Annotated in this window: 10 protein-coding genes; all 10 read left to right on the top strand. The window is 37.0% G+C overall.

Annotated features, from left to right (window positions below):
* Nucleotides 1–11 precede the first annotated feature (11 nt).
* The 10 genes from B2906_RS01435 (at nucleotide 12) to B2906_RS01390 (ending at nucleotide 12,500) form a co-directional block, all read left to right on the top strand.
* The gene (locus tag B2906_RS01435) at nucleotides 12–584 is read left to right on the top strand and encodes a DUF2911 domain-containing protein (RefSeq protein ID WP_219958344.1); all 573 of its coding nucleotides are present in this window, start codon (nucleotides 12–14) and stop codon (nucleotides 582–584) included.
* A 127-nt stretch (nucleotides 585–711) separates the two neighbouring features.
* Nucleotides 712–3,135, top strand: coding sequence for a penicillin acylase family protein (locus B2906_RS01430; RefSeq protein ID WP_219958345.1), 2,424 nt, complete (start codon nucleotides 712–714; stop codon nucleotides 3,133–3,135).
* Nucleotides 3,132–3,506, top strand: a complete 375-nt coding sequence (locus B2906_RS01425; RefSeq protein ID WP_219958346.1) for a hypothetical protein — start codon at nucleotides 3,132–3,134, stop codon at nucleotides 3,504–3,506. The genes B2906_RS01430 and B2906_RS01425 overlap by 4 nt, the downstream gene beginning before the upstream one ends.
* A gap of 105 nt (nucleotides 3,507–3,611) precedes the next feature.
* The gene (locus B2906_RS01420) at nucleotides 3,612–4,130 is read left to right on the top strand and encodes a transcriptional regulator (RefSeq protein WP_091654539.1); all 519 of its coding nucleotides are present in this window, start codon (nucleotides 3,612–3,614) and stop codon (nucleotides 4,128–4,130) included.
* Between the two features lie 183 nt (nucleotides 4,131–4,313).
* Complete coding sequence (locus tag B2906_RS01415; protein ID WP_219959397.1) at nucleotides 4,314–6,875, top strand: SLBB domain-containing protein; 2,562 nt, start codon at nucleotides 4,314–4,316, stop codon at nucleotides 6,873–6,875.
* An 18-nt stretch (nucleotides 6,876–6,893) separates the two neighbouring features.
* The gene (locus B2906_RS01410; protein ID WP_219958347.1) at nucleotides 6,894–8,213 is read left to right on the top strand and encodes a UDP-glucose dehydrogenase family protein; all 1,320 of its coding nucleotides are present in this window, start codon (nucleotides 6,894–6,896) and stop codon (nucleotides 8,211–8,213) included.
* Nucleotides 8,214–8,236: 23 nt separating this feature from the next.
* The gene (locus B2906_RS01405; RefSeq protein ID WP_255590531.1) at nucleotides 8,237–9,670 is read left to right on the top strand and encodes a lipopolysaccharide biosynthesis protein; all 1,434 of its coding nucleotides are present in this window, start codon (nucleotides 8,237–8,239) and stop codon (nucleotides 9,668–9,670) included.
* Nucleotides 9,667–10,746 (top strand): DegT/DnrJ/EryC1/StrS family aminotransferase, encoded by a 1,080-nt coding sequence (locus tag B2906_RS01400; protein WP_219958349.1) that lies wholly within the window; start codon nucleotides 9,667–9,669, stop codon nucleotides 10,744–10,746. Before B2906_RS01405 ends, B2906_RS01400 begins: the two co-directional genes overlap by 4 nt.
* Nucleotides 10,746–11,348, top strand: coding sequence for an acetyltransferase (locus B2906_RS01395; RefSeq protein ID WP_219958350.1), 603 nt, complete (start codon nucleotides 10,746–10,748; stop codon nucleotides 11,346–11,348). Before B2906_RS01400 ends, B2906_RS01395 begins: the two co-directional genes overlap by 1 nt.
* A 6-nt stretch (nucleotides 11,349–11,354) precedes the next feature.
* Nucleotides 11,355–12,500, top strand: a complete 1,146-nt coding sequence (locus tag B2906_RS01390; RefSeq protein WP_286935371.1) for a TDP-N-acetylfucosamine:lipid II N-acetylfucosaminyltransferase — start codon at nucleotides 11,355–11,357, stop codon at nucleotides 12,498–12,500.
* Nucleotides 12,501–12,504: the final 4 nt, after the last annotated feature.

The raw sequence follows: 12,504 nt of genomic DNA, 5'->3' as shown, positions 1-12,504 counted from the left end.
ATTTCCACTATATGACAACTTTCAAAAGGTTATGGGTAATTGCCATGTTTGCAGGCATCCTAATTTCTTGTTCATCCAAAACAGAGAGTGATTCAAATTCTTCTGATCTTGGTTCCAGTGTAGAAGAATCGTCTGAGGAATCCTCCAGACCAAGTCCATTGGAAGTAAAAGATGGAGAAATAGCAGGGAAAGCATTTAAGGTTTATTATGGCTCTCCTGCTGTAAAAGGAAGGGAGATTTGGGGAGATTTGGTTCCTTACAATGTTGTATGGAGAACTGGTGCCAATGAGGCTACTTATGTTGAATTGAGTCAAGATATGACTGTAGAAGGCAAAAGCTTACCTGCTGGGAAATATTCTCTTTTTACTATTCCTAAAGAATCAGGAAAATGGACTGTGATTTTTAATTCCGAATGGGATCTTGAACATGGGCATTTCCAGTACGATGAAAAAAATGATGTGCTTCGGGTGGAGGTTACTCCAGTTTGGGGAGAAAGTCTACAGGAAAGGCTGTCTATTGATATTGAAAATCCTGGTTTAGTAATAAGATGGGAAAAGCTACAACTCCCGATAATTATTCAATAAATCAATTAGTTCAAATGAAAAGGTTCTGGAATTTATTTCAGGACCTTTTTTTATGGGTAATTACCTAAGCTTTTGAAGAAAAATTCAAAGTTTAATTTAAATTCGCTCATCATCAAGAAAAGCCCGAATGAAATACTTCAGTTTTATTTTTGTTCTTCTAATTACTCTTGCTTTAGGCTATTTTGCTTCTGTTCCAATTGGTCCTGCACCCCCAATGGGCCCCTTGATGGATCCTAACCACGGATTTTGGCAAAACATGTACAGTGAGGATGAAATAGCCGAGGATGAAATAGCTATTCCTGGCCTGCAGGGAACAGTTTCAGTCACATATGATGAGAATCTGATTCCCCATATTTTTGCTCAAAATGAAGAGGACTTGTATCGAGTTCAGGGATATGTGACAGCTCAGCATAGGTTATGGCAGATGGAATTCCAAACTATGGCGGCAGCTGGGAGAATTTCGGAAATTGTTGGCCCTGTTGCATTGGAACTTGATAGAATGACCAGGAGGAAAGGCTTGGCTTATGGAGCAGAATTAGGACTAGCCTATTTGAAAGAAAAAGACCCCGAAACTTTAAAGCTTGTAGAGGCATACGCTGAAGGTGTAAATGCTTACATTGATCAAATTTCTTCCGCGCAATTACCTGTCGAATATAAAATTTTGAACTACAGACCTGAAAAGTGGTCTGGATACAAATCCCTTCTTCTCTTAAAATATATGTCCGATATGTTAGTGGGAGACCGTGATTTGGAATATTCAAACCTGCGAAAGATTCTCGGAAAAGAGTTATTGAATAAGCTTTTTCCTGAGTTTCCTGTAGATAATGATCCAGTCATAGAGGCAGATAGAGTGTGGGATTTTGAACCTATTCAAGTTTCCAAGCCCGATAGTCTTAACTTCCCAAATGATGAATTGGTGATTGATCCGCTTCCACAGCCGGAAGAAGGAACAGGTTCTAACAACTGGGCAGTTTCAGGCAAAAAAACTAGGAACGGCTATCCAATTCTTGCAAATGATCCGCATTTAAGCCTCAACCTGCCATCACTTTGGTACAGTATGCAATTAAGCACTCCCGGTCATTCAGTAAAAGGAGCTACTTTGCCCGGAGCTTTAGGGGTGATCTCCGGCTTTAATGAGAATATAGCTTGGGGTGTGACAAATGCCACCAAGGATGCTAGAGATTGGTATAAAATCACTTTCAAGGATGAAACTAGGGGATCCTATAAATATGGGGAATCTTGGCGCGACTCAGAGTATCGAATTGAAGAGATTCAAATAAAAGGTCAGGAAAGTTATATAGATACGGTCGTTTACACTCATTATGGTCCTGTAGTGTATGATAAGACTTTTAAATCAGAAAGACAGGATATCAATTTTGCATTGAAATGGACAGTGCATGAAGGTTCCAATGAGCAAAAAACCTTTCTGATGATGAATAAGGCTAAGAATCATGCGGATTACAATGCTGCCTTAGATAATTATACTGCCCCCGCACAGAATTTTGTTTTTGCCTCCAAATCGGGAGATATAGCAATGAGGATTCAGGGAAAGTTTGCAGTAAAGTGGAAAGAGCAAGGCAAATTTTTCATGGACGGCTCGGATCCACGAATGGAGTGGAAAGAATACATACCGAATGCACATAATCCAAGTACATTAAATCCCGAAAGAGGTTTTGTTTCATCTGCGAACCAACACCCAGTAGACCCTTCTTACCCATATTATGTGTTTGACAATAGTTACGAGCATTATAGAAATAGGAGGCTTAATAACAGGTTAAGGGAAATGGAAAATATCACAATTGAAGATATGAAGGCTCTGCAATTTGATGATTATTATCTACACGCTGCAGAAGCACTTCCTGTGATGATCAATTTATTGGGTTCCTATTTACCTAATGATGAATCCGCGAAAAAATATATGCAAGAGCTGAAGTCTTGGGATTTTTATGCAGATCCAAATCAAAAAGGGCCAACGCTATTTTCTTCATGGTGGTCTAAAACTTATAGTGAGATTTGGAAAGAATGGGCTGAATTTGGAGTTCCTGTTGTAAGGCCTTCTAATTATCAAACAGTCAAATTATTAAAGGAGGAGCCAGCCTCCCAAATTTTTGACTGGGGAAATTCAGCCAGTGAAGAAACTGCCTCTGATCATGTTAAGAAAGGGTTTGAGCTGATGGTGGAGGAGATGAAAAAATGGGAGGAAGATGAAGGAGATTATACTTGGGCAAATTTCAAACGTACTAAAATTCAACATCTTGTACCTCAATTCAACTCGTTTTCTGTAGAAAATGTATATACTGGTGGAGGCTCTGGGATTTTGAATGCAACAGGAAGCCGTCATGGAGCAAGCTGGAGAATGGTTGTGGAATTAGGTCCCGACATCCAAGCATTTGGAATTTATCCTGGAGGGCAGTCAGGGAATCCTGGTAGTAAGTTTTACGCTAATTTTATTTCAAAATGGGCCAATGGAGAATATTTAAATTTCAATTTGAGAAAACCTGACGATTCAGATGCCTCATTATTTATTACCACATTTGTACCTAAGCCATGAAATTCTTCGGATTCTTAATTTTAACAATTTTAATAGTAGTTTTTGCAAATCCCTTTATCCCTTATTGGGGAGTCATGGTGGCATTGGCATTTTTAGCTATTTTATTAAACCCAGGAAATGCTATTGCATTTTGGGGTGGAGGTCTTGGAATGGGTTTATCCTGGTTGGGACTGAGTCTTTATCTTTCGATACAAACTGGAAGTCCACTTCCTGAGAAAATTGCTTCAATTTTCGGGGTAGGATCAGGACCTATATTAATTGGTTTTACTGGATTTTTAGGTTTTCTTTTTGGAGCATTTTCTTCTTTAACTGGAAGTTTATTTCGAAAAATAACTAAAAAACGTCCTGATAATTTGTATAGGGGTGGATAAGCTATATGCCTTATTATTGGGTTTTTAACCTGAAAAATAAGGTTTTAAATTTTTACAGTTCGTTCTAATGAGTACCTTTGTTACTCATTTTGATAATGATTTTTTATGCTTGAATCTTTAATAACATCTAAGACTCGTCTGAGGCTTCTGGTTAAGTTTTTTGTGAATGACCGAAATCAAAGTCATTTAAGAGGATTGGCTGATGAATTCGGCGAATCTACGAATGCTATTCGTAAGGAATTGAATAACCTTACTCAGGCAGGCATCCTTTTGAAGCACTCTGATAAAAATAAGATTTCCTACCACGCAAATACAAAGCATCCTTTCTTTACGAATATCAGGGACATTATCAGAAAATATCTCGGGCTTGACATGCTTTTGGAACAGATTCTGGAAAGAATGGGGGAAGTTGGTCAGGTCGTGCTTGTTGGAGATGTTTCCAGAGGAATAGATTCAGGAAAAATTGATGTGTTGATTACAGGAGATAATTTGAATCAGGATTACATCCAGGGTCTAAAGAAAAGAATTGAAAAAATGATTGACCGAAAAGTAGTTTTTACGCTTAAAAATGAGCGTCATGAAGGCTATGGATTGGTTTTGTTTGATAATAAAATAGGGGTTTAGCTCCGAGAGATTAACAAAAAAGTAAAATAATAGCTAGGCACAAATTGTGACTGAAAGGGCGAAGCTGTGCCAATCTTAGAAAAATTTGCATATTTATTCTTTCCTAAATTCTTCAACTTGAAAAACATACTGATTTCTAAGCTAATCGAAAACTGGAAGGTTTGTTGTCTTTTCATCTTTTCTATGATGTTGAGTATCCTTTTACAGGCTCAAAGCCTGTCAGATATTCAAAATCTTAAAGTAGATAATTTATCAGACGCTCAGATAGAGCAACTTATTAAAAGGGCTGAAGCAAATGGATTGACTACTAACCAATTGGTAGCCTTGGCGAGAGAGAGGGGTATGCCTGCATTAGAAGCTAATAAATTAGGTCAAAGAATCAATGACTTGAGGATGTCAGGTCAAACTAACAGTACTTCTGGAAAAATGGAGGGAGGAAGGAATTTGATGGACCAAGAAACAGATCTTTTTGATTCATTGAGAAAATCAGATCCATATTATGACCTTACTCCAACTCAAAAAAAGATATTCGGATTTAAGTTGTTTCACAATAGGCAACTAAATTTTAGCCCCAGTTTAAATCTACCAACTCCACTTTCATACATAGTTGGGTCTGGAGATCAATTATTAATTGATGTCTATGGAGCAAGTCAGCAGTCCTATGATTTGACAGTTTCTCCTGAAGGGAGAATATTCGTTCCTAATGTTGGGCCCGTTCAGGTTGGCGGGGCTTCAATTGAGGCAGCAACAGTCAGGATAAAGAATAGTCTAGGGAGAATTTATTCCGGTCTCAATGGAGCAAATCCTAACACGTTTTTACAAGTTCGGTTAGGGAATATTCGATCCATTAAAGTATCCATGGTAGGAGAATTGACAAAACCGGGGACTTATACTTTGCCTTCCTTTGCCACTGTTTTTAATGCCCTGTATGCTGCGGGAGGCCCTAATGAAAATGGAGCATTTAGAAATATTCAAGTATATAGGAATTCGAAGTTAGTGGCTGCTGTCGATATTTATGAGTTTTTATCTAAAGGAGACCAGAGTGCAAATATTTTGCTTCAAGATAATGATGTGATTATAGTACCGCCTTTACAGGCAAGAGTTGAGATCACGGGCCCAGTGAGAAGAGAAGGTTTTTTTGAAGTAAAGCCAAATGAAGCCTTAGTGGATTTGTTTGTTTACACGGGAGGTTTCACAGCTCAAGCCTATAAAGACAGGGTCACTGTCAGAAGAATAGAAAATAATCAGAGAAAAGTTTTAGATGTTTCTGAAACTGACTTCAATACTTTTACTCCCAAAGATGGGGATGAAATTTTAGTTGGTGAAGCCTTAGACAGATTTTCTAATAGAGTTCAGGTAACAGGAAGTGTAAATAGACCGGGAGAATTTGCTCTCGGTGAGTCGGGTTTAACAATCAAGCAGCTAATTGAAAAGGCAGAAGGTTTAAGACCTGAAGCTTTTACGAATCGAGCTACTTTGTATAGAACCAGCGATGATCTGACTTTAGCTGCTGTTCCATTGAACCTAAAAGGAATCATAGAAGGAACTGCTGAGGATATAATACTCAAGAACGAAGATCTATTATTCGTCCCAAGTAGATATGATATTCAGGAAGAGTATTATGTGAAAATTTCAGGAGAGGTTAATTTGCCAGGAACATATCCATATGCATCATCTATGACTGTGGGAGACCTTATTCTTCGCGCTGGTGGATTACTTGAGTCAGCTACCAATTCCTCCATAGAAATTGCAAGGAGAGTTCGGGATCAACAAAGCGGTAAAATCGCTGAAATAACCAACCTGACTATAGATCCCAACTTACAACTTTCGGCAGAGGAGTCAAACATGCCTTTGAGTCCATTTGATCATGTGTTTATCCGTAGAAGTCCAGGTTTCGAAAAGGAGCAATTAGTGACATTGAGGGGTGAAGTTAGATATCCAGGTCAGTTTGCTATTTCTTCATCCAATGAACGCATTTCCGATGTCGTAAAGAGAGCTGGAGGATTATCAGATTTTGCTTATCCCAAAGGAGCGAGTTTAATTAGGAGAACCATTTATTTTGAAGAGAAATCTGAAGAAGAAATTAGAGAAGAAAGGTTAAGAGAAATTAAGGATAATTTGGATCCTGAGAAAAACAGAAACACTAATGAGGCTGAGCAAATTTTATTTGAAAGAATAGAAAAAAAACTGGCTCAGATAGAAGAAGAAAAGCAAAAGGAGGAACAACAAAGACTAAGGAGTCAATTATTCAAAGTTTCGGTTCCAACTGATAGTATTTCTATTGACTCTGCTCTAAATGCCTCTAGGTACAAGGAACAAGATCTAGTGGGTATAGATTTAGAGTATATTATGCAAAACCCTGGATCAGAAGCAGATTTGATTTTGTTTGAAGGGGATATTCTTCAGATTCCTAAACAATTACAGACTGTCAGAATGGTTGGGGAAGTGTTACTCCCAACTACTACACGATTTATAAGTGGAAAATCCTTAAAAGATTATATTTCAAAGGCTGGGGGATTTACAGAAAATGCGAGAAAAACTAAGGCGTATGTCATATATGCCAACGGAGATGCCGCTCAAACCAGAAGCTTTTTAGGATTGAAAAATTATCCTTCAATTGAGCCAGGAGCAGAAATTGTGGTGCCACGAAAACCAATAAGAGAAAGGATGAGTGCAGCAAGTTGGATAGGAATCGCTTCAAGTCTTGCTACTCTGGGGATCCTTGTAGAGAGATTAATTAACTAACTAATAATAAATTATTATATGAAGATTGCAGTAGTGGGTACTGGCTACGTAGGCCTAGTATCTGGAGCTTGTTTTGCTGATGTAGGTATAGAAGTAACCTGCGTGGATATTGATCAAAAGAAAATTGAGAAATTGAAGAATGGCATCATGCCCATCTATGAGCCAGGTCTAGAGGAAATTGTGGTCAGAAATTATAAAAGTGGCAGATTACATTTCAGTACTGATTTGGGAGAAGCGATTCAAGGCGCTGAAGTTGCTTTCATAGCTGTTGGAACCCCCCCAGGTGAAGATGGATCTGCTGATCTGAAATATGTCTTGGCAGTTGCAGATGAGATCGGTCAGAAAATGAGTGATTATATCGTAGTGGCTACCAAAAGTACAGTACCAGTTACAACAGGAGAAAAGGTAAGGGCTACGCTTCAGGCAGCTTTGGATAAAAGAGGTTCAGATCTTCCATTTGCTGTTGCCTCTAATCCTGAGTTCTTAAAAGAAGGTGCTGCAGTAGAGGATTTTTTAAGACCAGATAGAATTGTGATTGGAGTGGATGATGAGCGGGCTGAAAAGATCATGCAGCGTTTGTATAAGCCATTCCAACTGAGTGGAGAGCGTATTATTTACATGGATATTCCATCTGCGGAAATGACGAAATATGCTGCCAATGCTATGCTTGCAACCAAGATTTCATTTATGAATGATATTGCCAACTTATGTGAGTTGGTAGGAGCTAATGCCAATATGGTTCGTAAAGGAATTGGATCGGACCCAAGAATTGGCAATAAATTTATTTATCCAGGGGTAGGATATGGAGGTTCATGTTTTCCAAAAGACGTCAAAGCTATCATTAGAACAGCCAGAGAATATGGCTATAATTTGAGAGTTCTTCAGTCTGTGGAAGATGTGAATGATGATCAAAAGTATGTGCTTTCGAAAAAAGTAAAAGCTCATTTTGGAGAGGATCTTTCTGGAATGACCTTCGCGATGTGGGGATTAAGCTTCAAGCCTAATACCGATGATATGCGTGAATCTCCCGCGGCTGTGATTATTGATGAGCTTCGTGCTGCTGGTGCCACAGTGAAAGCCTATGATCCTAAAGCTATGGAAGAGGCGAAAGAACATTACATTTTCGATAAAGTAACTTATTGCAAAGATGCCTATGATGCTTTGGTTGATGCTGATGCGTTGTTGCTGGTAACAGAATGGTCAGAATTTAGAATACCAAGCTGGGAAGTCGTAGGTAAGTTGTTGAAAAATAAAGTCGTTTTTGATGGAAGAAATATTTACGATAAAAAATATTTAGACAGCTTGGGCTATGTACATTATGGGATTGGCGCAAAGTAAAAATCAATTAATCCCTTCTATAATTGAGCCTTAAGAAAAAAGCTTATGCAGGACTATTTTGGAGTCTTTTTCAGCTTTTTGGAATCCAAGGCTTAAACTTTATTCTATCTATAATTATGGCCAGAATACTCATGCCCGAAGATTACGGGATTTTGGGTATGCTGGCCATTTTTATGGCAGTTGGAAATACACTCATCAATAGTGGATTGACTGCAAGCTTGATCAGATCAGTACAGCCAAATGATGAAGACTATTCTACTGTTTTCTGGCTAAATCTAATTATCAGTGGTTTTATATATCTGCTATTATTTTTCACTGCTCCTCTTATTGCTGAATTTTTTAATCAACCGATTTTAATTTCTGTAGTAAGAGTTTATTGTCTTTCTTTCATTTTTGGTGGGCTTTCCTTAGTTCAAAGAACTAGGTTAACCAAAAAAATGGATTTTAAGACCCAAATGAAGGTTTCTATTCCTTCTTTGCTCATAGCTGGTGGTTTGGGAATTTTTCTCGCTTTTCAAAATTGGGGAGTATGGGCTTTGGTATATATGAACTTAATTCAAATATTCTTGAATTCTGTTTTCTTTTGGGTTCAATCAGGTTGGAAACCATTATTTATATTTAAGAAAGAGATTATTAAAAATCATTTGGGTTTTGGCTATAAACTTACTTTTGCCAATCTTCTTGAATCATTATTCCGAAATAGTTACCAAGTATTAATTGGTAAATACTTTCCTGTGGCTCAATTAGGTTTTTATGCTAAAGCTGATAGCCTAAAGCAGCTTCCAGTTCAAAATATTTCATCTGCAATAGATTCTGTAACCTTCCCACTTTTTGCCAATATTCAAAATGAAGACGAAAGACTTAAGTATGCATATCGGGTGGTGATGCAGCAAATATTGTTTTGGCTTGCTCCAGTACTCACTTTCGCTGGAATTCTCGCTGTTCCAATATTTGAATTCCTTCTCACAGAAAAATGGGTGCCAGCTGCGCCTTTTTTTCAAATTCTTTGCGTTATAGGAATCATGTACCCTCTTCATTCCTATAATATAAATATCCTAAAAGTAAAAGGCAGATCAGACTTGATATTAGGTTTAGAAATAGTTAAGAAAATTCCCTTGATCATTGGTCTCTATATTGCGATAAGTCAAAATATTTTTTTCTTATTATATCTTCAGGTCGGTTTGAATATCTTTTATTACTTATTGAATTCGTCGTATTCAGGGAAAATGATTGGATATTCTATTAAGGATCAACTCAAGGATCTTCTTCCGATTTTTATTCCAATTTTGGTTTCTGGTTTAGGAGTTTATCTTTTGCTGAAAACCTTTTCTTCATGGCCAAACTTTCTATTGATATCAGGAGGGTTCATTATTGGCTTTGGTTTATATTTGTCGTTTTCATGGCTAATTAAGTTGGAACCTTTGTTGTTTTTAAAGAAAGAATTTGCAAAAAAATGATTCCTGTAACTAAACCTTTTATACCTCCCATTCAAGATTATCAAAAAATTCTTAAGGGTATTTGGAATCGAAATTGGCTGACTAATAATGGTCCTTTGGTAAATGAACTAGAGATGAACCTTAAGGAGTATTTACAGGTATGTAATATCTTCTATGTCACGAATGGTACAATTGCACTTCAGATGGCCATTAAAGCTTTATCCCTGAAGGGAGAAGTTATTACAACACCTTTTTCATATGTAGCTACAACAAGTAGTTTGGTATGGGAAGGCTGTACTCCGGTATATGTAGATATTCATCCCGAGACTCTGAATATTGATCCTCGAAAAATAGAAAGTGCAATCACTTCTAAAACAACAGCCATTTTAGCTACTCATTGCTTCGGCAACCCATGTGATATTGATGCTATCCAAGCTATTGCTTCAAAACATGGTTTAAAGATTATTTATGACGCCGCCCACTGCTTTGCGACTCAGTACAAAGGAAAATCGGTTTTCGAGTATGGTGATATTAGTGTTACTAGCTTTCATGCCACTAAACTATTCCACACAGTAGAAGGGGGGGCAGTATTCACGAAGGATAAAAACGTTGCCGATCAAATGGTTTTTCTGAGAAATTTCGGACATGATGGCCCTGAAAACTTTAACGGAATAGGGATTAACGGGAAAAATTCTGAATTCCACGCCGCAATGGGATTGGTCAATTTGAAATTTATTAAACAGATTTTAGACAGGAGAAAACAACAAACTCAATATTACCATAAAGCTTTGCATTCGCTTCCGTTGAAATATGTAAAGCTTCAAGATGCTGAAGGCTTTAATTATGCCTATTTTCCAGTGATACTCGAGTCAAAAGAACTAACCTTGCATGTAAAGAAAATCTTGGAAAACCATCAGATTTTTCCTCGTAGATATTTTTATCCAAGCCTTTCCAAACTAGATTATGTCTCTGGAAATACTCCCATATCTGATGATATTTCTTCTCGAATCCTATGTCTTCCTCTTTATCACGAATTAACAAAAGAAGAACAAGACTTGATTTCTAGAATTATGATTAAAGCATTTAAATCTTTTTAATGTTAATCGCTGGTGCAGGAGGGCATGCTCTCGAAATATTAGATGAGTGGGAAAAACTTCTTCCCAATGAAGAATTTGTCTTTTTAGATGAGTTGAACTTTAATTTATCGATGGTAAATGAAACGCATCGAGTTATCCATGACCATAAAGAAGTAAAACTTTTTTTTGAAAAATCCTGTAATTTTTCATTAGGTGTTGGCTCACCGAATACCAGATTTCATTTTTTTGAAATGTTTCAGAAACTTGGTGGATATTTTAAACCATTACATGCTGAAAGTAGTCAAATAAGCAAAACCGCTGTTGGTAAATTTGATGCGATGGCATTTTCTTTCGTAGGTCCAAAAACCAGGATAGGTCTTGGCACTTTAGTCAACACCAGAGCACATATTCATCATGACTCCGTGATAGGGGATTTTGTTGAAATTGGCCCCGGAGCAATGATTTTAGGCCAAGTTACTGTAGGAGATTTTGTAAGGATTGGTGCAGGTGCAGTTATTCTTCCTAACATTAAAATTGGGAAGAAGGCTGTAATCGGAGCAGGTTCTGTTGTTAGTCGGGATGTCCCACCCGGCGTAGTAGTTAAAGGTGTTCCAGCCAAATAATATACCATGGCAAAAATCCTTCATATCTCTAGAGATAACAAATTTTTAGATTTTGCGATAAAGTGTTTTGAAGAAGTAATTCCAGGTGAAAATGTATATTTGGTACTTTCCGAGAGTTCTGATCTAAGATTTATTTCCAGCGAATTGGTTCAAACAGGTACCTTAGATCAAATCACTGAATTAGTCCAAAATCAAGCTTTTATTTCCAAATTTAAAGCAGCAATTTTTCATGGAATTTCTGATACTGAGGAGAAGGTTCTAGAAGTTTTACCTGAGGATTTAAAGGTAATCTGGTTTGGATGGGGATATGATTACTATCCTTTACTTGATTTTTTTATGCTCAGCTTTCTAGGGCAAAAGACAAAAGAGTTTTGGTACTCTACCCAGCCTTTAATTACCAGGTCAAAGCTTAAGTTTCACGAAATTCTTCCAGTTTGGAATTACTGGAAATCTAGAAAGAAAATCAAAGTTTTTTCAAGAGTAGATTATTTTGCTCCAGTTCTCGAATATGAATACAAGAGAATTAAAAAAATGCATCCACGCTTTAGAGCAAAATATATTGATTGGAATTACGAACTAGGAGATTCTATTTTTTCCAATTTAGGAAAGGATTTCGTTAGAGGAAATAATTTTTTGGTAGGAAACTCAGCTGCAATTACCAATAATCATTTAGATCTTTTTGAATTGATTCAGGAAAAATCTTTAGATGATCAAAAGATATATGTTCCTCTTAGTTATGGTTTTCCAAAAAAATATAAAAGCTCTATTAAGGTAAAAGGGAAAGAGATTTTTGGAGAACAATTCGTTCCTATGGAGGACTTTATTCCTTTTGGTGATTATTTGGATACTATGAAAAGCTGTGGGTTTGCCTTAATAGGAAGTATCCGTCAGCAGGCATTGGGCAATATATACATGTGCCTTGCATTAGGTCTGAAAGTTTATCTTCACCCAAAGAATCCATTATTATTCGAATTAAGACAAATGGGATTTGTTTTATTTGATTTGGAGGATTTCAGATTAGAAACTGATTTTTCAAATATTCTTCCACGTGACATTCAAGTTCATAATCGAGAATTAATGAGAAGGAAGTCTAAAAAAGAAAACTATCTAGTTAAAACTCAAAATCTGGTCAAATTAATTCAAGCATTTTAAGTAA

The sequence above is a fragment of the Algoriphagus sp. UBA3586 genome, from assembly GCF_002376385.1.
Lineage (GTDB): Bacteria > Bacteroidota > Bacteroidia > Cytophagales > Cyclobacteriaceae > Algoriphagus > Algoriphagus ornithinivorans.
The sequence above is the reverse complement of the archived record's forward strand: the minus strand, read 5'-3'. Positions and strand labels throughout refer to the sequence as shown.

What these genes read in the sequence shown, in the direction of transcription:
- B2906_RS01420 (WP_091654539.1), top strand. Translation starts at nt 3,612, where the DNA reads ATGCTTGAATCTTTAATAACATCTAAGACTCGTCTGAGGCTTCTGGTT.
- B2906_RS01425 (WP_219958346.1), top strand. Translation starts at nt 3,132, where the DNA reads ATGAAATTCTTCGGATTCTTAATTTTAACAATTTTAATAGTAGTTTTT.
- B2906_RS01435 (WP_219958344.1), top strand. Translation starts at nt 12, where the DNA reads ATGACAACTTTCAAAAGGTTATGGGTAATTGCCATGTTTGCAGGCATC.
- B2906_RS01395 (WP_219958350.1), top strand. Translation starts at nt 10,746, where the DNA reads ATGTTAATCGCTGGTGCAGGAGGGCATGCTCTCGAAATATTAGATGAG.
- B2906_RS01400 (WP_219958349.1), top strand. Translation starts at nt 9,667, where the DNA reads ATGATTCCTGTAACTAAACCTTTTATACCTCCCATTCAAGATTATCAA.
- B2906_RS01410 (WP_219958347.1), top strand. Translation starts at nt 6,894, where the DNA reads ATGAAGATTGCAGTAGTGGGTACTGGCTACGTAGGCCTAGTATCTGGA.
- B2906_RS01415 (WP_219959397.1), top strand. Translation starts at nt 4,314, where the DNA reads ATGATGTTGAGTATCCTTTTACAGGCTCAAAGCCTGTCAGATATTCAA.
- B2906_RS01430 (WP_219958345.1), top strand. Translation starts at nt 712, where the DNA reads ATGAAATACTTCAGTTTTATTTTTGTTCTTCTAATTACTCTTGCTTTA.
- B2906_RS01390 (WP_286935371.1), top strand. Translation starts at nt 11,355, where the DNA reads ATGGCAAAAATCCTTCATATCTCTAGAGATAACAAATTTTTAGATTTT.